Below are 23,235 nucleotides of genomic sequence, written 5' to 3' on the forward strand. Positions count from 1 at the left end.
GCCTAGGCCTGCAGAGCTTCAACCCATACGTGCGGAGCCTCTTGGGGGCTGCACTTGTGACAATGTTGTGTTTTGCGGGTTTCCAGAAATCGCGACCTGGGGTTTTGCGGAGCCGTTTTCCACAAAACACAACATTGTCACACTTGAAGCCCCAGTGGCGGGCGGAAGGAGGCTTGCGTGGGCCGGCGGAAGGCACTGCGTGTGATAGATGGGATTGCTGGGGTGCCTGGGGCAGCGCGGGTGGGAGCCGGGGAAGGGCGAGGCGGTTAGGCCCAGCCGAGTTCGTGGAGCCTGGCGTCGTCGATACCGAAGTGATGACCGAGCTCGTGGATCACCGTCACGGCGACCTGCTCCACCAGCTCCTCCTCCGTGTTGCAGACTCCGGCGATGGCGAGACGGTAGATGGTGATCTTGTCCGGCAGTGCGGACGTGTATTCGCTGGTTCGCTCGGTGAGCGCCACCCCTTGGTACAGCCCGAGGATGTGCGGGCCGGCCTCGTTCATGTCCTCGGTGACGATCGCGACATTGTTGACGTTGCGTAGGAGGTCTTGGGGGATGCGGCGGAGGCCGGCGTCGACGAGCTCTTCGAATCGCTCCTCTGAAACTTCAATTGCCATCCGCTGACTCCTACCTTCCCTTTAGCCCTTGCCCTCTAGTCCTGCCACGAATCCAGCACCGCCAGCACCGCCAGCACCGCCAGCGCCAGTTACCTACCGGTTCCGCAGCGGGTTCCGCGGCGGCTGCTTCGCAGGCGGTTGTCCGTCGATGGTGAACTCCTTGCGCACGTCGCCCTTCAGCGTCGCGAAGCCACCGCCGGGGTGCCCGTACGTCAGCGCGCAGTTCACGGATCGCGAGCCGGCGTCCCACGATTGCTGCTGCAGCGTGGTCCAGAATGGCGTGAGCGTGGAGTTGTACAGCGCGTCATCGCCGCCCAAGTACGCCCGCGCGGCTTCGGTGCACATGCCGTTGAGGTAGTCGTTTTGCTGCTGGATCGTCGGCCAGCCTTGCGGGAAGTGTTCGCCGAGGTTCACCACGGAGGTCACTTGCCACGAGTGGTCTTCGTCGCAGGGCACTTCGTTCGGCACGTCGCCGTCCACGCGCACGCAGGTATCGGCGGGGAAGACGCGCGCTTGGTCTTGCTGAGCAGCGAAGCCTGTCGTTTCTACTGACCTGCCTTGCGCATCTTGGACCATGACGCCACACAGCATCGTCCGGTCGCCGTCGGCCCAGGCTGCTTGCGGCGGCAGGATCGGGGAGATGGAGTAGCGGCCTTCTGGGTCCAGTTTGCCCTGCAGGTATTTCAGGGTCGGCCCGGTGCAGAGTTCTTCGGTGAGTTGCTCTTGCCGGTTGAGGTCTGGCTGGGCAGCGTCGGGGCCGAATTCGCTGGTGGGGTATTTGGATAGGTCTTCGCGGGAGGAGACCTCGAAGCGGTGTGGCTGGGAGCAGTCCACGGTGGTGAATCCACTGTTCACGCCGTTGGGGCCGGGGGTCCAGTTGACGCAGTCGCCGGCGTTGGCGGTCGTGAAGGGGTCGACCTCTCCGGAGTCGTTTTTACCGTTTCCGCCTTTTGCCGAGTTGCTGGCGGAGGTGCTGGAGGGGGCGAGTGGTGTGCTGCCCTCGGGAGCTGCGGCCGCGAAGGCCGCTGCTGCCACGCCGCCGCAGAGCGCGGCCGTGAGGGTCACGCCCACGGAGCGGCCGCGGCGGGTGCGCTTGGCTGTGCTGAGTGACATTGCTTCTCTTCCCATGGTGGAGTGCGCGGGAGGGTGTGCCCGCGCAGCACGGTTCGTTCTACTATAGCTAAGCTAAAGGTCATGATTGATCTTAAGCTTCTGCGTGAAAATCCGGATGTGGCACGTGAGTCTCAGCGCACTCGTGGGGAGGACCCTGCGCTGGTGGACCAGTTGCTCGAGGCTGACGAGCAGCGCCGTGAGGCCATTAGTGCCGCAGACTCTGCCCGCGCGGAGCAGAAGGCCTTCTCGAAGGAGATGGGCCAGAAGATGCGCACTGCGTCTGATGAGGAGAAGCTGGCTCTGCGCGAGGAGGGCAAGCAGAAGGCGGAGCACGTTAAGCAGATTGAGGCTGCGCAGAACGCTGCGGAGAAGAAGGTCCATGATCTGCAGATGCGCATTTCCAACATTGTGGAGGATGGCGCCCCGGCTGGTGGCGAGGATGACTTCGTGGTGTTGGAGCATGTTGGCGAGCCGAAGCAGTTTGATTTCGAGCCGAAGGATCACCTGGAGCTGGGTGAGTCTTTGGGCTTGATTGATATGAAGCGCGGTACGAAGGTTTCCGGCGCACGTTTTTATTTCCTTACTGGCGACGGCGCACTGCTGCAGCTCGGCATGCTGCAATTGGCCGCTCAGAAGGCTGTGCAGCATGGCTTTACACTGATGATTCCGCCGGTGCTGGTGCGCCCTGAGGTGATGTCCGGCACGGGCTTCCTGGGTGCGCATGCGGATGAGATTTATCACCTCGAGGAAGACGATATGTACCTGGTCGGCACCTCGGAGGTGGCGCTGGCGGGCTATCACTCTGATGAGATCATTGACCTTTCCAACGGTCCGGTGCGTTATGCCGGTTGGTCGTCTTGCTTCCGCCGCGAGGCTGGTTCCTATGGCAAGGACACCCGCGGCATCATCCGCGTGCACCAGTTCGACAAGGTAGAGATGTTTGTCTACTGCAAGCCGGAGGAGGCTCAGGCGCAGCACCAGGAGCTGCTGGCGATGGAGAAGGACATGCTCGCTGCCGTGGGTGTGCCGTATCGCGTGATTGATGTGGCCGGTGGCGACTTGGGTTCCTCGGCGGCGCGGAAGTACGACACGGAGGCGTGGGTGCCTACGCAGAACACGTACCGCGAGCTCACGAGTACTTCGAACTGCACCACGTTCCAGGCCCGCCGGTTGAAGACCCGCTACCGCGATGCGGACGGCAAGGCACAGATCGCCGCCACACTCAACGGCACGTTGGCGACGACCCGCTGGCTCGTGGCGATCCTGGAGAACAACCAGCAGGCCGATGGTTCTGTGGTGGTGCCGGAGGCGCTGCGTCCTTTCGTGGGTAAAGATGTTCTTGAACCCAAAGGAAACTAAGCTGTAGCAGCACCCGCACCCAGCGGCCCCAGCGGCACCCAGCCCCTCCACCCCTGCAGACAAGGAACAGCGAGCCTCACATGCCCGAGATCCACCTCCCCGACGATTTCACCCCAGCCCCTAAGCACCGCGAGGCCAAGGAACCGGTGTACGGCCGCATCATCATCCCGTTGGCGAAGCTGTGGATGAAGTACGTGCAACGCCTTGATGTGGAGATCATCGGCGCGGAGAACATCCCCGCCGAAGGCGGCGCGATGATCGCGGTGAACCACACGGGCTACTGGGACTTCGTCTATGGCGGCATCCCCGCACACTTCAACGGTCGCCGCCTGGTGCGTTTTATGGCGAAGAAGGAGATTTTCGACGTCAAAGGCGTCGGCGCTCTCATGCGTGCAATGAAGCACATTCCGGTGGACAGGGCGGACGGTCAGGCGTCGGTCGACGAGGCGATCGCGCGGCTGCGCCAAGGTCAGCTGGTGGGGATTTTCCCGGAGGCCACGATTTCCCGCAGTTTCGAGATCAAGGAGTTCCGGCAGGGAGCGGCGAAGATCGCCCACGATGCCGGTGTGCCGCTGATTCCTCTGACGATTTGGGGTTCCCAGCAGGTGTGGACGAAGGGGCATAAGCCGATTTGGCGCCCGAAGGATGCGAGGTTGGTGCTCATCGTCGGTGAGCCGGTGGAGGTCACCGACGACGCGGCGGAGACGACCGAGCGGCTGCACGACACGATGGTCAAGCAGCTCGAGCGCACCCGCAAGGTGTATGCCGATCGTTTCGGTGAGATGCCGAAGGGGATGTACTGGGTGCCGGCGTCTATGGGCGGAACCGCGCCGACGCTGGAGGAGGCCACGGCGAAGGACCGCGCCGATGCCGCCGCGAGGAAGGCGAAGCGCGCTGCGGAGCTCAAGGAGAAGCAGGAGCGCGATCACCGATGATGCAACCGCCGTTGCTGGTGGTCAGTGACGTGGACGGCACGTTGCTGACCAGCCGGGAGCGCGTGACCGACCGTATGAGGGCCGTGGTGCGCAGCATGAACCACCAGGGCACGGTGTTCACGATTGCCTCGGGTCGGCCTGCGCGGTGGTTGCTGCCGGTGTTGGAGCAGTTGCCCGTGCGGCCGGTGTGCGTGTGCGCGAATGGTGCGGTGGTGTATGACTCGTCGCAGGATCGGATCACGCACACGTTTGCGTTGTCTCCGGATGTGCTTGATCAGTTGGTGACGTCCATACGCTCCGCTGTGCCGGGGGTCGGCTTCGGTGCGGAACGCGCCGGCGAGGGCGAGCGGGCTGTCCCGGACGCGGGCGAGTTGTTTGCGGTGACTGATGGCTACGATCATGCGTGGGATTCGGATGAGCATACGCATGTGGATATGGCTGGATTGGTGGGTTCACCTGCGGTGAAGCTGCTGGTGCGCGACCCGCGGTTGAGCTCTGCGGAGCTGTACGAGAAGCTGGCGCCGGTGATCGATCCGGAGGTGGCCACGGCCACGTACTCCTGGGAGGGTGGCCTGGTGGAGGTCAGCGCGCCGGGAGTGTCGAAGCGCTCGGCGTTGGAGTGGATCGCTGAGGACATTGGGGTGGACGCCAGCGAGGTGGTGGCCTTCGGTGACATGCCGAATGATGTGGAGATGCTGCGCTGGGCGGGGCTGGGCGTGGCGATGGGTAATGCCGAGGATGGGGTGAAGTCCGTTGCGGATGAAGTGACGGCGGACAACAACTCTGATGGTGTGGCACAAGTGTTGGAGCGCTGGTTTTAGCTTCGTTTAGGTAACGTTGCAGCCATGAGTGAATCTGGTAATCAAGGCACACAGGGCGAGAGCGGTACGAAGGGCACGAGCGACGCGAAGGGCGCGTATGACCTCATCGTGGTCGGCAGTGGTTTCTTCGGTTTGACGGTGGCGGAGCGCGCGGCATCGCAGAAGGGTGCGCGCGTGCTCATCGTGGAGCGGCGCAATCACATCGGTGGCAACGCGTACTCGGAGGCGGAGCCGGAGACGGGCATCGAGGTCCACAAGTACGGTGCACACCTGTTCCACACGTCGAATAAGCGTGTGTGGGATTACGTCAATCAGTTCACGGATTTCACCGATTACCAGCACCGTGTGTTCGCGATGCATAAGGGCACGGCGTATCAGTTCCCCATGGGGCTGGGGCTGATCAACCAGTTCTTCGGCAAGTATTACAGCCCGGATGAGGCGCGCAAGCTCATCGAGGAGCAGACGGATGGTCTGAACCCGGATGAGGCGAAGAACCTGGAGGAAAAGGGCATTGCCCTGATTGGTCGCCCGCTGTATGAGGCGTTTGTGCGCGACTACACGGCGAAGCAGTGGCAGACTGATCCGAAGGATCTGCCGGCCAGCAACATCAGCCGCCTGCCGGTGCGCTACACGTTCAACAACCGCTACTTCAACGACACGTACGAGGGCCTGCCGGTGGAGGGTTACACCGCGTGGCTGGAGAACATGGCGGCGCACGAGAACATTGAGGTGCGCCTGGATACGGACTGGTTCGAGGTGCGCGATGAGATCCGGGCGGAGTCGCCGGATGCTCCCGTGGTGTACACCGGCCCGCTGGATCGCTACTTCGACTACTCGGAGGGGCGCCTGGGTTGGCGCACGCTGGACTTTGAGACGGAGGTGTTGGAGACGGGCGATTTCCAGGGCACCCCGGTGATGAACTACAACGATGCGGAGTTCGCTTACACCCGGATCCACGAGTTCCGTCACTTCCACCCGGAGCGGGAGGATAAGTATCCAAAGGATAAGACGGTCATTATGAAGGAGTACAGCCGTTTCGCGGAGGACGATGACGAGCCGTACTACCCGATCAACACTCCCGCCGACCGCGAGATGCTGCTAAAGTACCGCGAGCGTGCGGAGCAGGAGACGAACGAGGAGAAGGTGTTCTTCGGCGGTCGCCTGGGCACATACCAGTACTTGGACATGCACATGGCTATTGGTGCGGCGCTGAGCATGTTTGATAACAAGCTGGAGCCGCTGCTGTAGCGCTGCCAGCCACGTTGGTTTACCGCGTGAGCCATTTACCTGAGCCGCCGACACCCGGAGGACTAGCCGCACTAGCCGCGCTAGCCGCACCGCGCTAGCCGCGCATGCCGCGCGCCCACTACCCGAGCTGGAATCATCCGCTCGGGTAGTGTCGTACTGAACCTCGATGCCCCACGTGGTGGATAATCGAGGTGTATTACTGTCTACTCGGAGGTTGGCTTCCAAGCTAATGACTGCACAGCAATTCGACGCGACCCGCCTGGCCCGCATCATCCTGCCCAAGCGCGGTGAGCCCCGCGACGTTCGATCCCTCTACATCGTGGAAAACGAATCGGCCACACCCGGCCGCGTCACGGCACGCTCCCGCACCGAAGCGGTCATTCCCGGCGGCACGGAAGTCTCCTTCGAAACCTACTTCAACGCCTTCCCGGCCTCCTACTGGCGCCGCTGGTCCCAGCTGGACGAAGTGCAGCTCCGTGTGGACCTCACCGGCGATGCCCGCATCGACATCTACCGCTCCAAGATCGACGGCTCCCGCATCGCCGTCACCGGCGGCAACGTGGAAGTCAACGAAAACCGCCGCGGCACCGCCGAGTTCACCATCTCCCTGGCGCCGTTCGAGGACGGCGGCTGGATCTGGTTCGACATCACCTGCGAATCCGAAACCACCATCCACTCCGCCGGCTGGTACGCCACCAAGGAAGCCGGCCCGCAGCACTTCGAAGGCCAGGAGCTGCCCGCCGCCGAGCCGAGGATCACCGTGGGCATCCCCACGTTTAACCGCCCCGCCGACGCGGTCGCTGCCCTCGAAGCTCTTTCGAGCGACGCCCAAGTAGACAGCGTCATCGAGGCCGTCATCATGCCCGACCAGGGCAACAAGCACCCGGCCGATGAGCCGGGCTTCGCCGCCGTCGCCGAGCACTTCGGTGACCGCCTGCGTATCATGCAGCAGGGCAACCTCGGCGGCTCCGGCGGATACAGTCGCATCATGTACGAGGCCCGCCACCCGGAGCGGGGCACCACCAGTCCGTACATCCTCTACATGGACGATGACATCGCCATCGAGCCGGACTCCATCCTCCGCAGCCTCGCCGCCGCCCGCTACGCGAAGTCCCCGATGCTCATCGGTGGCCAGATGCTCAACCTGCAGGAGCGCAGTCACCTGCACTCCATGGGCGAGATCATCGACCGCGGCCGCTTCATGTGGACCGCCGCACCGCACACCCACTACGACCACGACTTCTACCGCCACCCGCTGCGCGACCGTGGCGAGTACGGCCGCAACGCCTCCGGCGAGTACATCGACTCCAAGGACCTGCACCGCCGCATCGACGTGGACTACAACGGCTGGTGGATGTGCATGATCCCGCGCTTCGTGGCCGACCGCATTGGCCAGCCCCTGCCGCTGTTCATCAAGTGGGATGACGGCGAATACGGCCTCCGCGCCGGCGACGCCGGATTCCCCACCGCCTCCTGGCCCGGCATCGCCATCTGGCACATGGCATGGTCCGACAAGGACGACGCCATCGACTGGCAGGCCTACTTCCACCTGCGCAACCGCCTCATCGTGGCCGCCATCCAGCACGACGGCTCCCCGAAGGGCATCGTCAGCTCCATGGCCAAGGCCACCGCAAAGCACCTGCTGTGCCTGGAATACTCCACCGTGGCCATCCAGAACGAGGCCATGAAGGACTTCCTCGCAGGCCCGGAGAACCTCTTCAACATCCTCGAAACCGCACTGCCGCGGATCAACAAGATGCGCAAGAATTACTCCGACGCCATTGTGATCCCCTCTGCCGCAGAACTCCCACCGGCTACCGGAGGCCCGGCTCACCTGACGCGCATCCCGCTGTCGCCCTGGGCCAAGGTGAAGACCCTCACCCAGGCCGTGATCAACAACGCCAAGCCTGCCGACGCACGCCACCACCACGCCCCGCAGGTGAACCTGCCCCCGATCGAAGCGCGCTGGTTCAGCATGTCCCGCATCGACGGCGGCACCGTGACCACCGCCGACGGCAGGGGAGTGGTGTTCCGCAAGCGCGACCGCGGCCAAATGATCGCCCTGGCGCGCGAATCCGCCAAGCTGCAGAAGGAAGTGCTCGACCGCTTCGACGAAATGCGGGACCGCTACCGCGCCGCGCACCCGCAGCTCGTGAGCCGTGAGGCATGGGCGCAGATCTTCGAGCCCGGCAGCGACCTTGCCGCCGGTGCCGCGGGCTCTGCTGGTGCGGGCTCTGCTGCTGCAGGCGCCGCTGGTTCTACTGCTGGCACCTCCAGCACCACCGAGGCGGGTGCCCAGTAATGTCCCACGTGACCGGCGACCCGCTCAACGAATCAGCGGCGCTGATCAACATCCAGCACGCCCTGGCGCACCGCCCCGGCGTGATCCCCGCAGCCAAAGCCATGAGCTTCTTCGGGGAACACGCCCTCGGCTGGCTCGGCACCGCGGCGCTGGGCTACGGCGTGACCGTCGCCCAGGGCAAGCCCGCCAATGATCCCACCCGGATCGGCTGGCTCACCGTCGGTGCCTCCGCGTTCACCGCGCACGCGGCCAGCGTGGTGCTCAAGCGCATCGTGCGGAGACCACGGCCACACCACCCCGACATTGTCATCGGAGTGGGCACACCATCTAAACTGAGCTTTCCATCCTCGCACGCGACCAGTTCCACCGCGGCGCTGGTCACCATCGCAGAAACCATCCGAAACCCACTGCCACTCGTGGGAATCCCGGCCATGGCGCTCTCACGCCTGGTCCTCGGAGTGCATTACCCCACCGACGTTGCCATCGGCACCGCAATCGGAGCCACCACCGCGCAAGCCATGCGCCGCGCCATCTCCGCCTACTATGGGGAGAATGACGGTGGGGGAGCCTGGTGGCGTCGAGACAAAAAGAAGAACTAAAGGAGCACACGGTGAGCGAACAGCCAAGCGACCACACAGAACCGCTAATTGGACACGAACCGCACACCTCCGGCCTGGAACGCCCCGCGCCCGAAGACGTTAACAACAAGAAACTGCGCGCGCCGCGGAACCTGCCGGAAGCAATCGTCAAGGCGATGCGGCCCAAGCAGTGGACCAAGAACGCGCTGGTGCTCGCCGCGCCCGTGGCCGCCGGTGGCGACAAACTGTTCCACCCATCGGTGCTGTTCGACGTGCTCGTGGCGTTCGTGGTGTTCTGCCTGGCGGCGAGCTCGATCTACCTGATCAACGACGCGCGAGACGTCGAAGCCGACCGCGCACACCCCACCAAGCGCTACCGGCCCATCGCAGCCGGCGTGCTGCCCGTGAAGCTGGCGTACGTGCTGGCCGTGGTGCTCATTGCGCTGGCCGTGGGCGGATCGTTCCTGGCGACCTCCGGGTACGGGCTGTCCATCGTGGTGGCCGTGTACATCGCGCTGCAGCTGGGGTACTGCTTCGGCTGGAAGCATCAGCCAGTCATTGATATTGCGCTGGTGAGCTCCGGGTTCATGCTGCGCGCGATGGCTGGTGGTGTGGCGGCTTCTATTGATCTGTCGCAGTGGTTCCTGCTGGTGGCGGCGTTTGGCTCGCTGTTCATGGCGGCGGGCAAGCGCTACGCGGAGCTGAAGCTCTCGCTGCGCAGTGGTGCGAAGATCCGCAAGTCCCTGGAAAGCTACACGCCCACGTACCTGCGGTTCGTGTGGACGCTGTCCGCGACTGCCGTGGTGCTGAGCTACGCGCTGTGGGGCTTTGACCTGTCGCAGCAGGAGAACTCCGGGGCTGCGGCCGTGTGGTATCAGATCTCGATGGTGCCGTTCACAATTGCGATTCTGCGCTACGCCGCGGATGTGGACCGCGGGCAGGGCGGAGCGCCGGATGAGATCGCGCTGGAGGACCGGACGCTGCAGCTGCTGGCCCTGCTGTGGCTGGCGTGTGTGGCGATGGCCGTGTACATCGTGCCGCTGTTCTAGCGGTTGGTGGCGGCTGCGGCTGTTACGTTTCCCGCCGCCGGGACGATGGTCTTAGTAGAGTCGCAAACAGTCGAGCGCCGCGTGCGCACGACGGTCCAGCGGGCAAGCTCGCTAACGCACCAGCGGGCAGGTCGCCAACTTGCACGCGCTAACGGACTAACCCCTGCGATGCAGGCGTTATTTTGTTGTCAAAACAAGTTGCAACCAGTAATTTGTTACGCTGTTTAGAAGTTTCAATAACTTTTTGATAACGTTGCGGTAATCCTTGCGATTGGGAGTAGCTTCCCGGTCGCGTATATGCTGGCTACTTTGCGGCAGTGGCTTGCGGATGTCGGTGCACGGGCATCCGCGGCGGGCGTTCACTACGGCGCGCGCCTATGAGCTGCACACATGCTGAGTCAGGATCGTGCACGCAGGTCGCTAGAGTTCGAGAGAGAAGAGACCGTATGACCACCACTAAGACCACTAAGGGCTTCGGTTCCAAGATGATGGCCGCGCTGTTGGCAGTGGCCACCGCGCTGGGCCTGGCCGTCGTTGCTGCGCCGGGAGCGTCCGCGGAGGATAACCCCAACTTCCGCCCCCGTCCGGGCTGCACCTGGGCAGATAAGGGCCCTTCGGGTGTTAAGTTCTACGTGCAGGACTGTGATGTTTGGTCGGCCGCAATGGGTCAGAACATCAAGGTGCAGATCAAGCCCGCCGCCCAGGGCGGCGACGCCGGCCTCTACCTCCTCGACGGCCTCCGCGCCCGCGACGACTGGAACGCCTGGGGCCCGTGGGGCGGTGCTCCCGAGCAGTTCGTCAACGACAACGTCACCCTCGTGATGCCCGTCGGCGGCCAGGCTCAGTTCTACACCGACTGGATCGGCCCCTGGGACGGCACCAACGGTCCCCGCAAGCCGCGCTGGGAGACCTTCCTGACCGCCGAGCTGCCGGACTACCTGCAGAAGAACTTCGGCGTGAGCAAGACCCGCAACGGCATCGTCGGCCTCTCCATGGGCGGCACCGCTGCGATGAACCTGGCTGCACACCACCGCGACCAGTTCAAGCAGGTCACCTCCCTGTCCGGTTACCTCAACCCGACCTGGCCCGGCATGTACGCCGGCATCGAGATTGCCATGCTCGACTCCGCCGGCCCCGGCGCTCGCATCTGGGACATGTGGGGCAACCCGCTGGATCTGACCCGCTTCCGCAACGATCCGCTGCTGAACACCCCGCAGCTGAGCGGCATCCCGATGTACATCTCGGCTGCCGCTGGCGTGCCGGAGCCGGGCCGCGACTTCCTTGCTGACCCGCTGGGCACCTCCGTGGGCGTGGGCCTCGAGTGGATGGCTCGCACCTCTACCGCCAAGTTCGAGCTGGCCGCCCGTGCCACCGGCTCCAACCCGGTCACGGACTACCCGATCACCGGCATCCACGACTGGCCCCTGTGGAAGAGCGAGCTCGTCAAGGCTAAGCCGCACATCCAGGCAGCCCTCGGCTACTAAACCGCAGCTCCTCTCTCTTCTCTCTTTATCCTCGACGCCACACCCCACCCCGCCTCCCCGCAGGCCCTGGGATGTGGCGTTTTCTGCTGCCCGGACCCTCCTGCCAGTCCTCCGGCTCAAACCTCGCAATTTTTCGTCCCTTGGCACTCTCCCGACGGGGCAAACACCCGCCAGTAGCACATGTGCTGCGAAAATATCTACCGAAGGGGTACGTTGAGGGCCTGAAAATGTACATTTCGGGCAATGATTTCGCAGCAAATGTGAAGCTCCTGGTTTAAGAGGGGTGCCGAGGGGCTGTCTGAAGGTGGGGCGGGGGAGTGTTCAGGCCGGGAGCGGCGTGTTAAGCTAACTCTCAAGTAAAACTTTAGGTTTTCCGCGTGTTTCGCAGGCGGACTCCTAAAAACTTGCGATAATGACCTCAATGGCACTGTCACGACGGATGGTGTGCACTCGGAGCAGGAGGGGAACCTGCTCCGGTTGCACCGAACTGTACGGGGCTAGACCGTTTGGGCTGGATTCTGCAGTCTGGGCGGATCGAATTGTGCGAGCCGTGCGAGGTATGGGCAGGGCGGAAAATTACAGAGATGTAATTATGTTCGTTTTGTTACATATCTACCCACGCGAACGATGTACTCCTATAGCATCAAAGAGCTCGTGCCCCCAGCGGTACCCATCCGTGAGCACACGACCATTCGACCGAACGCTCACGCTCTAATGCACAAGCTCGAAAGCCCAAGCCTTAAAGCTCAAGCCTTAAAGCTCAAGCTCGAAAGCCCACGCCCTAACGCTCACGTAAGGAAAGACGAAGAACCTATGCGCTCCAACGCGAACCTCTCCCGTCGCCGCTTCAACCGACGCATCGGTGCCGCCTCCCTGGCACTGCCCCTGGCATTTGGCCTGACCATGCCGTCGGTTGTTACCCCGGCCGCCAGCGCTCAGACCGCAGCTCCCCAGCTCGGCCCCGGTTCCGACACCAACTTCCTGCGCCCCAACCAGCAGCCCAACCGCACGGTTGAGCGCGTAGAGGAGCAGAACCTCCCCGGCCTGCCCGCCGGCGTGAGCGTGGAGAAGGTCGAGTGGATCACCAACCGCTGGGCCAACGTCTACATCAACTCCAAGGCCATGCCCGGCAAGCCGATCAAGGTGCAGATCTTGCTGGCCCGCGACTGGTACAAGGACCCCAACCGCACCTTCCCGAGCGTCTGGGCTCTTGACGGTCTGCGCGCCCGCGATGACGAGTCCGGCTGGACCTTGGCCACCAACATCGCTGACTTCTACGCAGACAAGAACGTCAACGTCATCCTCCCGGTCGGCGGCGAGTCCTCCTTCTTCACCGACTGGCAGCAGCCCGACAACGGCAAGCACTACATGTGGGAGACCTTCCTGACCAAGGAGCTGCCCCCGGTGCTCTCCGAGGGCTGGCGCACCAACAACGACCGCGCCATCGTTGGCCTGTCCATGGGCGGCACCGCCGCGATGAACCTGGCTGAGCGCTTCCCGCAGATGTTTAAGTTCGTCGGTTCCTTCTCCGGCTACCTGGACACCACCTCCTACGGCATGCCCATGGGCATCGATTACGCCACCCACGACGGCGGCGGCTACGACGCAAAGAAGATGTGGGGCCCCTACTACTCCCAGGACTGGATCGACCACGATCCGAAGTTGGGCGTCGATAAGCTCAAGAACATGGGTGTGTACGTTTCCGCAGGTAACGGCAACACCGGCCAGTACGACCACAACGGCCCCATCCCCGGCATCCCGGACAACATGGCTGGCTTCGGTCTGGAGGTCATGTCTCGACTGACCACGCAGACCTTCGTCAACTACGCCAACCGCGCTGGCGTGAACGTGATCACCGCGTTCCGCCCCGCCGGTACGCACTCCTGGCCCTACTGGCAGTTCGAGATGACCCAGGCATGGCCGCACATCGCCAAGAGCCTGAACCTCGGCGCTGAAGACACCACCGCAACCTGCGTGCCCAGCGGCGCCATCGGCGACAAGTGGCCGTCCATCCAGAACGAGGTCGGACCGTGTGTCTCCCCCGAGTACGATGCCCCCAACGGTGGCCGCGTGCAGGACTTCCGCAGCGGTCGCGCATACTGGACGCCCGCCACGGGTGCGCAGTTCATGTGGGGCCGCATTGGCGCCCGCTACGCCGGAATCGGCGGGCCGTCCTCCTTCCTGGGCTACCCCACCGATCAGGAATCCGCGATCGGCCCGAACAACGCCGGACGCATCGTGCACTTCCAGAACGGCGCGATCTACTGGTCGCATGAGACCGGCGCTGTGGAGATCAAGTCGGACATGTTCGCCAAGTACAGGGATCTCGGCTACGAGAAGGGTGCACTGGGCTACCCGACCGAGCCCGAGAAGGAGGTCGCTGGCGGCTCCGTGATGAAGTTCCAGAACGGTGCCATCCTGCGCCGCCCCGATGGTGGCGTGGTCGCTGTGCAGGGGCCCATCGCTCAGAAGTACTTCGCTGACGGCGGCCCCGAGTCCGGTCTGGGCTGGCCGACCTCCGACCAGCGTGCCATCCCTGCCGGCGGCGAGGAGATCGACTTCCAGCACGGCAACATCAAGCTGGTCAACGGCCAGATTCAGGAAAGCCGCTAGTAATTTATGACCCCTCTCAAGTCATCTCACCAGTCACTTTCCCGCACCATCCGCCGCTCCGCACTCGGTGTCACCGCAGGCGCCTGCGCGCTCCTGCTCGCCGCCTGCGGCTCGGACGCGACCGTCGATAACTCCGATAACAGCTCCACTGTTCCCTCGGTCACCACCTCCACGGCCAAGCCATCCGACGCCCCTACGTCCGCAAACCCCAATGACGCTCAGGGCAACGCCGGGGATAACCAGGCCAACGGTGGCTCCGCGCAGGACGGCAACGTCAACCAGGTCGACCAAGTGCCCACCCAGGCCAGCCGAACCCCAGAGGACGAGAAGTACCTGTCGCTGCTAAAGGATAAGGGCGTCGACGTCACAAAGGCCGAAGGCTCAGACAAGACCGGTGGTCTCGAGGACCAGGTCATCGCCGCTGGCCGTGCCCACTGCGAGGCGAAAAAGGACAACAAGCCGGACATCTTCCTCCCCGTCGCGGCGGGCCAGCTGACCACCATGGGTGTGTACCAGGGCGAGCCGCAGGAGGCTGAGAAGATCATGCAGGACGCCGCCACGGAGGCGTACTGCCAGTAAGTCCCACCATTCGATTCTCCAGCACTTCACAGCTTCCTCCCACGCGGGAGGGCTAAAGTGTTGGAGAATTCTTCTATTTATACCGATACTTCGGGGGCATACACCCTGATGGAAGTTAGGTTCTTGTGAAAGATAGGTCCATGAAGAAAGTTCTCACCATTCTCGGTGTGGTCATCCTGTTCGTCGTCATTGCCGTGGGCGTGGGCAACTGGATGAACCAGAACAACAAGGGTCCGGGCCCGGCGAACCCGCCGCAAGGTCAGTCCGCCCAGCCGTCCGAGGCGAAGAACCCTCCCGGCTGCGCACCGTTTGAGGTCATCGCTGCACCGGGCACGTGGGAGTCCGCGGCCAATGACGACCCGGTGAACCCGCACGCGAACCCGAACTCCCTGATGCTGGCCATCACCCAGCCGCTGCAGCAGGAGTTTTCCCCCGAGCAGGTGAAGGTGTGGACGCTGCCGTACACTGCGCAGTTCCGAAACTTCAACGCGCCGCAGGAGATGTCCTACGACGACTCCCGCCAAGAGGGCTTCACCAAGATGCAGCAGAAGCTCACGGCTACGCACAACGCGTGCCCGGCCACGAAGTTCGCCCTCATCGGCTTCAGCCAGGGTGCGGTCATCACCGGCGACATCGCCTCTGACATCGGCAACGGCCGCGGCCCCATTCCGGCCGAGAACGTTGCGGGCGTGGCGCTCATCGCGGACGGCCGCCAGCAGCTCGACAAGGGCAACCTCATCGGCGACAAGAACGTTAAGGGCGTGGGTGCGGAGATCGCGCTCAACCCGGTGAGCGGTCTGGTGCAACCGATCGTGCCCGGCGCCACGATGCGCGGCCCTCGCCCGGATGGCTTCGGCGTGCTCAATGATCGAGTGAACAACTTCTGCGCCGTGCAGGATCTCGTCTGCGACGCCCCACCGAACCTCGGCAACGCCATCCAGCGCGCCCAGGACCTCGTGGCGGCCAACGCCGTGCACGCCCAGTACGCCACCAACGGCACCGTGGTGCCCGGACAGACCGTGCCGCAGTGGATCGTGAACTGGGCCCGCGATCTCATCCAGCAGAACGGCAACTAGGCGGGGCAGCTAGGCAGCGACCCCGCCGACCCCGCGGCCGGGGCGATTCGGGCAATCGGGTGTCGCTGTCCCTCTGATATGGTTCACTAGTTAAAATAATTGGGTATGAAACATTACTGATGCGCCGCTGAAGCGCTGCAGGACCACAGCGAGCCGACCGCCGCGCAGGGTGTGACGACAAGGAGATTACATGGACATCACCACGGCAATGGGCCAGTTCTTCAACGAGAAGGGCCAGATCGCCATCCCCGACCAGCTCACGCTGCCCGGCATGTGCGAGATGCTGTTCACCATGGCCCAGATGGAGGGAACCACCGATAGCACCCTCATCCGCTACTGGGACTTCTCCGAATCCCGCGAGGGCACCGTCCACGAGATCACCCGCGCCCAGGTCAATACCCGCATCAAGGCCGTGTGCGTCCGCCTGCAGCAGATCGCCGAGCGTGGCGACCGCGTGGCCATCCTGGCCAACAACTCGCCGGAGTACATGTACTCCTTCATCGGCGCGATGTACGCCGGCATGGTCCCGGTTCCCCTCTACGACCCGAACGAGCCCGGCCACACCGGCCACCTCAACGCCGTCCTCGGTTCCTCCGAGCCCACCGTGGTTCTCACGAATAAGCGCTCGGCCACCGCCGTGCGTCAGCACTTCTCTGGCACGCCGACCGCTGAGCGTCCACGCATTCTTACCGTCGACGCCCTACCGGACGCCCTGGCCGATGAGTGGGTCAACCCCATGGCGGCCATCATGGCCGACCCCTCCTTGGCGCCCAGCTCCTCGGCGGAGGCGTTCCTGCAGTACACCTCCGGCTCCACCCGCACGCCCGCAGGCGTGGTGCTGACCCACCGCTCGATCGTCACCAACGTGCTGCAGATCTTCAAGGCCATCAACCTGCAGACCCCCATGCGCCTGTCCACGTGGCTGCCGCTGCACCACGACATGGGCGTGATCCTGTGTACTTTCGTGATCATCCTGGGCCTGCCATTCGACCTCATGAGCCCCCGCGACTTCATCCAGGACCCCGCCCGCTGGCTCAAGCAGCTCAGCAAGAAGGACGACGACGAGAACGTCTACACCGTCGTGCCGAACTTCGCCCTCGAGCTGTCCGTGCGCTACGCCGATCCGGCCACTACCAAGGGCCTGGAGGATCTGGACCTGTCCACCGTGGACGGCCTGATCTGCGGCTCGGAGCCCGTGCACTTCAACTCCGTGAGCAAGTTCGAGGAAATGTTTGGCCCCTATGGCCTCAAGCGCGAGTGCATCCGCCCGTCCTACGGCCTGGCCGAGGCGACCCTCATCGTGTCCACGCCGCAGACCCCGGATCGCCCGCTGACCACCTGGTTCAAGCGCACCGACCTTAACGAGGGCACCGCCACCGTGCTCGAGCCGCACGACCCGGAGGCCCTGCCGCTGATGTCCCTCGGTGAGGTCTGCCCCGCGCAGCACCTCGTCATCGTGGACCCGGAGACCGGCAAGGAAGTCGAAGACGGCACCGTCGGCGAGATCTGGTCCCACGGCGACAACATGGCCGCCGGTTACCTCAACCGCGAGGACGAGACGGAAGCGACCTTCCGCAACCACCTGCCCGCAGCCAACCGCCTGGATAACTCCCGCGCCGAGGGTGCGGACGAGGACAACTGGATGCGCACCGGCGATCTCGCCGTGATCCTCGACGACCACGTGTACATCACCGGCCGCCTCAAGGACCTCATCATCGTGGCGGGTCGCAACCACTACCCGCAGGACATCGAGGCCACCGCCGACGAATCCACCGAGCACACCGCCGGTGCCGTCATCGCCGCCTTCGCGGTGCAGGGTGAAGACGTGGAAGGGCTCGTCATCGTCGCCGAGCGCGACCCCGACTCCGACCCCAGCGGCGACGATCAAGCTATCGAGGACATCCGCGCGGCCGTTAGCCAGAAGCACGGCGTGCAGCCCCAGGACGTGCGCATCGTGGCCCCTGGCCAGCTGCCCCGCTCCACGGCCAACAAGATCGCCCGCCGCGTGGCAGCGAAGGCCTACCTCGACGGCGAGCTCTAGCCCCGCCTCACTCGGCCGTACTCGGCCGCGCTCTTCTGCTCTGCTACCCAGAACAGGCTGGCCACACGCACGAACACCCCGGCCAGCCTTGTTCAACTGGGCGGTGGCGTCGAGTATAAAAAGGGGAGAGTGAGAAACAAGCGCCGCACATCAACCGATAGAATAATAACGACAACACGGCCACTTGGATCGCAGCAGTAGTGGCCGTTTTATTGATTGTTGCACGCAACACGCAGGAAGGAATGCGGCACAAACGTATGGGAGACACGCACATGGACAGCACGTCACGCCCCACCACGATCACGGAAATGCGCGACTGGCTGCGCAACTGGGTGGCGGACACGACCGGACTGTCTACCGCGGATATCGCCGACGACCGCTCGCTGGAAGCCTTCGGGCTGTCCTCGCGCGACGTCGTGGTGCTATCCGGAGACCTGGAACGCCTCACCGGCCAGGTACTCGACGCCACCATCGCCTACGAATTCAACACCATTAGCGCGCTCGCGGACTACCTCATCAACGGGCGCGGGGATGGCGCGAACCTCGGCAGCCTCCAAGCAGCCGTGACCAGCGGATCCGGCCGAGCACTCACGCCCGAGGAACGCGACATCGCCATCGTCGGCATGGCCGGAAGCTACCCCGGCGCACCAAACGCCAAGGCCATGTGGGACATGTTCGCCAACTACCGCAGCGGCGTGGGCGAACCACCCGCGGGCCGCTGGGCCGAATACGCGGGGGAGGACAACCTCTCCGAGCGGATGAAGGACGCACAGCTCACCGGCGGCTACATCGAGGACATCGCCAGCTTCGACGCGGAATTCTTCGGCCTTTCTCCGCTCGAAGCCGCCAACATGGATCCCCAGCAGCGCATCCTGCTGCAGCTCACGTGGGAGGCTCTGGAGCATGCGCACATCCCCGCCAACCAGCTGCGTGGACTGCCCGTGGGCGTGTTCATGGGCAGCACCAACAACGACTACGCGATGCTCATCTCCGCCGACCCGGCCGAGGCGCATCCGTACGCGCTCACCGGCAACTCCACGGCCGTGATCGCCAACCGTATCTCCTACGCCTACGACTTCCGCGGCCCGTCGGTGGCCGTGGACACGGCGTGCTCGTCCTCGCTGGTGGCGATCCACCAGGCCGTGCGCTCCCTGCGCGACGGTGACTCCACCGTGGCCATCGCCGGCGGCGTGAACCTGCTGGCCAGCCCGTTTGCCTCCGTGGCGTTCTCGGAACTCGGCGTGCTCAGCCCGACCGGCGCTATCCACGCTTTTAGCGACGACGCCGACGGCATCGTCCGCTCCGATGGTGCTGGCGTGATCGTGCTGAAGCGCTTGGCTGACGCGCGCCGGGACGGCGATACCGTCATGGCCGTGATCAAGGGCAGCGCGGTGAACTCCGACGGCCGCTCCAACGGCCTGACCGCCCCGAACCCGGACGCGCAGGTGGACGTGCTGCGCGCCGCATACAACGACGCGGGCATCGACCCTACCACCGTGGATTACGTGGAAGCCCACGGCACCGGCACCATCCTGGGTGATCCCATTGAGGCCACCGCCCTGGGTGCCGTGCTGGGGCACAACCGCCCAGCCGACCGTCCGCTGCTGCTCGGCTCCGCGAAGACGAACTTCGGCCACACCGAGGCGGCCGCGGGTGTGGCGGGCGTGATGAAGGTGACGATGGCGATGCAGCAAGACTTGCTGCCGCCCTCGCTGAACTACTCCGGGCCGAACCCGTACATCGACTTCGACAAGGAACACCTGGAGGTCGTGGAGGATCCGCGCGAGTGGCCGGAGTATTCCGGGCGCGCCATCGCAGGTGTCTCCGGCTTCGGCTTCGGCGGCACGAACGCGCACGTTGTGGTGGTCTCCCCGGAGCCGCAGGACTTGGCGCGCGCGGCTGGTGCTGCTGATGGCCAGCCTGCCGAGCCCGGAACCGAGCCCGTCGGCTTGGACTGCCCCGCGCTGCTGCCCGTCAGTGGCCTGCTGCCCTCCCGCCGCCGCCAGGCCGCGGCGGACCTCAAGGACTGGATGGAGGAGAACGGCGCCGACGCCGCAGACTCAGACTCCGCCGACCTCACCGCCATCGCCCGCGCGCTGGCCGGCCACAACCACGGCCGTTCCCGCGGCGTGGTGCTCGCCGCCGACCGCGATAGCGCCTTCGAGGGCTTGAACCGCCTCGCCGAGGGTCGCAGCGGTTCCATGATCAAGGTCGCCGATTCCCCGTCCGCCAACGGCGCGGTGTGGGTGTTCTCTGGCTTCGGCTCCCAGCACCGCAAGATGGGCAAGGCCCTCTACGAGCAGTCCCCGTTCTTCGCCGCCCGCCTGGACGAGATCGACGAGATCGTCCAGCGCGAATCCGGCTGGTCCTTCGTGGACATGGTGCTCGATGACGAGCAGAACTACGACACCGAAACCGCACAAGTCGGCATCACCTGCTTGCAGATCGCGCTCACGGACCTGCTGTTCCACCTGGGCGCACGCCCCGCAGCCGTGGCGGGCATGTCCATGGGTGAAATCGCCGCCGCCTACGCCACCGGTGGCCTGAACCGCGATGATGCCGTGCGCATCGCCTGCCACCGCTCCCGCCTCATGGGCGAAGGCGAGAAGATGCTCGTGGGAGATAAGCAAGGCGCGATGGCCGTGGTGGAGTTCGGCGTCGACGATCTAGCAACCTTCACCGCCGAGCACCCCGAGTTCGCGAAGGTAGAGGCCGCCGTCTACGCGGCCCCCGGCATGACCACGGTGGGCGGACCCGCCACGCTCGTGCAGAAGCTCGTGGACTACCTCGAGGAGCAGGGCAAGTTCGCCCGCATGCTCCCGGTCAAGGGCGCGGGCCACACCTCCACCCTGGACCCGATCCTCGGCGAGCTGCACTACGAAATCTGCGATATCGATCCGCAGCCGCTGCAGATCCCGCTGTACTCCTCGGTGGATCGCGGCCGCGTCTACGGCGTGGGCGAGACGGTCCACGATGCCGAGTACTTCCTGCGCTGCACCCGCCAGCCCGTCTGGTTCTCCGATGCCACCGGCAAGCAGTTCGATGACGGTTTCCGTACCTTCCTGGAGATCTCCCCGAACCCGGTGGCCCTCATGCCGATGATGAACAACTCCTTCGCGCATGATGCCAGCGATTCCAAGCTGATGTTCCTGCTCAAGCGCAAGGAGCCGGAGGCCGAGACCATCCTTAGCGCCCTGGCTGAGCTGTACGTTCAGGGCGCCGATATTGACTTGAAACGCCTCGTGGGCCCCGGCCCGATTGCTGATGTTCCCGGTGTGCACTGGAACCTGCAGCGGCATTGGACGAACGCGCGGCCGTCGTCCGGCGGCGTGGTGGATCTGCCGGGCACGCGCGTGAACCTGCCCGGTGGCACGGTCGCGTTCTCCGTGGCCGCTGATACGGTGCCGAGCGTTCCGGCGCTTGTGGAGTCCGTCGCCGCCGAGGTGGCTGGTGACGCAAACATCGTGGCCGTCGAGGAGCACTCTCCGCTGCCGACCGCGGGCCAGCTCACGACCATCGCCTCGCGCACGCTTGGCGGCTGGTCCATCGCCGTCCACGACGCCGAATCCGCCTCCCTGCCCCTCCTCGCCGAGGCGTTCGCATCCTCCCTGCTCGGGTCCGCTGCCGCAAGCTCTTCGTCCGCCGACGCCACCAGCCTCCCCGGTGACGATCCCGCCCAGGGTGTCGCCGGTGGCGCTGGTGTTGGTGGAGCCGCTGTCGCTGGTGCCGCTGGCGAGGAGAAGACAACCGCCGGCAACAAGCTGCCCGAAGTGGACGAAGGTGCGGCCCGCTGGTCCCCGGAGTCTGGGGAAAAGCCCGCCGACCGGCTGCGATCAATCGTCTCTGAGTCCATGGGCTACGACATTGAAGATCTGCCCGGCGAACTGCCGCTCATCGACCTGGGCCTGGATTCGCTCATGGGCATGCGCATCAAGAACCGGGTGGAGTACGACTTTGATCTTCCCCCGCTGCAGGTGCAGACGCTGCGTGATGCCTCGGTGGATGATGTCATCGCGATGGTCGAGCGCATGATCGCGGAGCGCCACGAATCCGCCGACGCCGCTGGTGCCGCTGACGCCACTGACGCCGCTGAAACTGGCGAGTCCAGTGCTGCCGCCGAGGGCGGGGAAGCTGGTGGCGTCGATAATAAAGACGAGAAGGACAATAAGGAGGAAGCAGACGCGACCACGGATTACACCGCCACTGGCGGCGGAGTGGCCCCGCGCGATGCCTCCGAGCGCCTCGTGTTCGCCACGTGGGCGAAGGTGACCGGCAAGGCCGCCAAGGGCGTGACCAGCAAACTTCCGCAGATCACCGACGAGCACGCCGAGGCCATCGCCGAGCGACTGTCCGAGCGGTCCGGCGCGACGATCAGCGCCTCGGACGTGCACAGCGCCGAGACGATGGAACCGCTCAGCGACCTCGTGCGCGACAGCCTCGAAAGCGAAGTGGAAGGCAACATCCGCGTGCTGCGTGCCCGCGGCGACAGCGATGCCGCCAAGGCGGCGCCAGCAGTGTTCGTGTTCCATCCGGCCGGTGGGTCGTCCGTGGTGTTCAACCCGCTCATGCGGCGCCTTCCCGAGGACGTGCCCGTCTACGGCGTGGAACGACTCGAAGGCGAGCTCAGCGAACGCGTGGCGCAGTACCTCGACGAGATCGTGGAACTCGCCGCGGGTCAGCCCGTCATCCTCAGCGGATGGAGCTTCGGCGGCGCATTGGCCTACGAGGCCGCGCACCAGCTCGCGCAACGGGCCAAGGCAGGCGAGCCGAGCGCGGAGGTCGCACGGATCGTGCTGCTGGATACCGTGCAGCCGAAGAACCCCGCGCCCGACACCGCCGAGGAGATGCACGCCCGGTGGGACCGCTACGCCGACTTTGTGCAGCGCACCTACGGGCTGCCGCTGGAGATCCCGCACGAGCTGCTGGACGAGCACGGCGAATCCGTGATGCTGACGCTGTTCCAGCAGTTCCTCGAATCCCCCGAGGCCAAGGGCATGGGACTGCCGGCGGGCGTGCTGGAGCACCAGCGGGCCAGCTTCGTGGACAACCGGATCCTGGACTCGCTGGACTTCGCTGCGTGGTCGGATGTGGATGCGCCGGTGACGCTGTTTAGGGCGTCCAGGATGCACGATGGCGCCATTGAACTGGAACCCGCCTATGCTGAGATTGCTGAAGACGGCGGGTGGTCGCAGATCGTGGACGATCTGGAGATCGTGCACCTGCGCGGCGACCACCTGGCGATCGTGGATGAGCCGGATATTTCCACGGTGGGCCGGATTGTGACGGAGCGGATTCGGCAGATGCAGGCCGGCGAGGCCGAGGCTGGCGAGGCCGATAAGGCCGGCGACGGTAACCGAGAGAGCTAGAGGGATTACTTGTGACTGACACGACGCAACCAGAGGGCACCAACCCCGAGGATG

At 64.7% G+C, this 23,235-nt stretch carries 15 protein-coding genes; 13 read left to right on the top strand and 2 right to left on the bottom strand.

What is annotated here, in order from left to right; all coding sequences use genetic code 11:
• Positions 1 to 266: 266 nt before the first annotated feature.
• Positions 267 to 617: a metallopeptidase family protein gene (locus LA343_RS02760; RefSeq protein ID WP_025401836.1), complete on the bottom strand. Its 351-nt coding sequence runs from the start codon at positions 615 to 617 to the stop codon at positions 267 to 269.
• A gap of 93 nt (positions 618 to 710) precedes the next feature.
• Positions 711 to 1,730, bottom strand: a complete 1,020-nt coding sequence (locus tag LA343_RS02765; RefSeq protein WP_025401837.1) for a septum formation family protein — start codon at positions 1,728 to 1,730, stop codon at positions 711 to 713.
• An 81-nt stretch (positions 1,731 to 1,811) separates the two neighbouring features.
• On the opposite strand from LA343_RS02765, the gene serS reads away from it, so the two are divergent.
• The 13 genes from serS (at position 1,812) to pks13 (ending at position 23,181) form a co-directional block, all read left to right on the top strand.
• A complete protein-coding gene (gene serS, locus LA343_RS02770) occupies positions 1,812 to 3,089 on the top strand; it encodes a serine--tRNA ligase (RefSeq protein WP_025401838.1) in 1,278 nt (425 codons plus the stop codon).
• A gap of 80 nt (positions 3,090 to 3,169) precedes the next feature.
• Positions 3,170 to 4,024, top strand: coding sequence for a lysophospholipid acyltransferase family protein (locus LA343_RS02775; RefSeq protein WP_025401839.1), 855 nt, complete (start codon positions 3,170 to 3,172; stop codon positions 4,022 to 4,024).
• Positions 4,021 to 4,845 (top strand): HAD family hydrolase, encoded by an 825-nt coding sequence (locus LA343_RS02780; protein WP_025401840.1) that lies wholly within the window; start codon positions 4,021 to 4,023, stop codon positions 4,843 to 4,845. Before LA343_RS02775 ends, LA343_RS02780 begins: the two co-directional genes overlap by 4 nt.
• A gap of 24 nt (positions 4,846 to 4,869) precedes the next feature.
• Positions 4,870 to 6,093: a UDP-galactopyranose mutase gene (gene glf, locus LA343_RS02785; protein ID WP_025401841.1), complete on the top strand. Its 1,224-nt coding sequence runs from the start codon at positions 4,870 to 4,872 to the stop codon at positions 6,091 to 6,093.
• Positions 6,094 to 6,322: 229 nt separating this feature from the next.
• Positions 6,323 to 8,395: a glycosyltransferase gene (locus tag LA343_RS02790; protein WP_025401842.1), complete on the top strand. Its 2,073-nt coding sequence runs from the start codon at positions 6,323 to 6,325 to the stop codon at positions 8,393 to 8,395.
• Positions 8,395 to 8,994, top strand: coding sequence for a phosphatase PAP2 family protein (locus LA343_RS02795; protein WP_025401843.1), 600 nt, complete (start codon positions 8,395 to 8,397; stop codon positions 8,992 to 8,994). The genes LA343_RS02790 and LA343_RS02795 overlap by 1 nt, the downstream gene beginning before the upstream one ends.
• Positions 8,995 to 9,005: 11 nt before the next feature.
• Entirely contained in the window at positions 9,006 to 10,022 is a 1,017-nt protein-coding gene (locus LA343_RS02800) for a decaprenyl-phosphate phosphoribosyltransferase (RefSeq protein ID WP_025401844.1), read from the top strand.
• A 446-nt stretch (positions 10,023 to 10,468) separates the two neighbouring features.
• Positions 10,469 to 11,506, top strand: a complete 1,038-nt coding sequence (locus LA343_RS02805; protein ID WP_025401845.1) for an alpha/beta hydrolase — start codon at positions 10,469 to 10,471, stop codon at positions 11,504 to 11,506.
• An 813-nt stretch (positions 11,507 to 12,319) separates the two neighbouring features.
• Positions 12,320 to 14,119, top strand: coding sequence for an alpha/beta hydrolase-fold protein (locus LA343_RS02810; protein ID WP_025401846.1), 1,800 nt, complete (start codon positions 12,320 to 12,322; stop codon positions 14,117 to 14,119).
• A gap of 6 nt (positions 14,120 to 14,125) precedes the next feature.
• The gene (locus LA343_RS02815) at positions 14,126 to 14,698 is read left to right on the top strand and encodes a DUF732 domain-containing protein (protein ID WP_025401847.1); all 573 of its coding nucleotides are present in this window, start codon (positions 14,126 to 14,128) and stop codon (positions 14,696 to 14,698) included.
• A gap of 140 nt (positions 14,699 to 14,838) precedes the next feature.
• The gene (locus tag LA343_RS02820; protein WP_025401848.1) at positions 14,839 to 15,774 is read left to right on the top strand and encodes a cutinase family protein; all 936 of its coding nucleotides are present in this window, start codon (positions 14,839 to 14,841) and stop codon (positions 15,772 to 15,774) included.
• A 190-nt stretch (positions 15,775 to 15,964) separates the two neighbouring features.
• On the top strand, positions 15,965 to 17,815 hold the full coding sequence (locus tag LA343_RS02825; RefSeq protein ID WP_025401849.1) for a FadD32-like long-chain-fatty-acid--AMP ligase: 1,851 nt from the start codon (positions 15,965 to 15,967) through the stop codon (positions 17,813 to 17,815).
• Positions 17,816 to 18,087: 272 nt separating this feature from the next.
• Positions 18,088 to 23,181 carry a polyketide synthase Pks13 gene (pks13, locus tag LA343_RS02830; RefSeq protein WP_025401850.1) on the top strand — a complete coding sequence of 1,698 codons (5,094 nt, stop codon included), beginning with the start codon at positions 18,088 to 18,090 and terminating at the stop codon, positions 23,179 to 23,181.
• Positions 23,182 to 23,235: the final 54 nt, after the last annotated feature.

This window comes from Corynebacterium falsenii (genome assembly GCF_020099275.1).
GTDB classification, from domain to species: Bacteria; Actinomycetota; Actinomycetes; order Mycobacteriales; family Mycobacteriaceae; genus Corynebacterium; species Corynebacterium falsenii.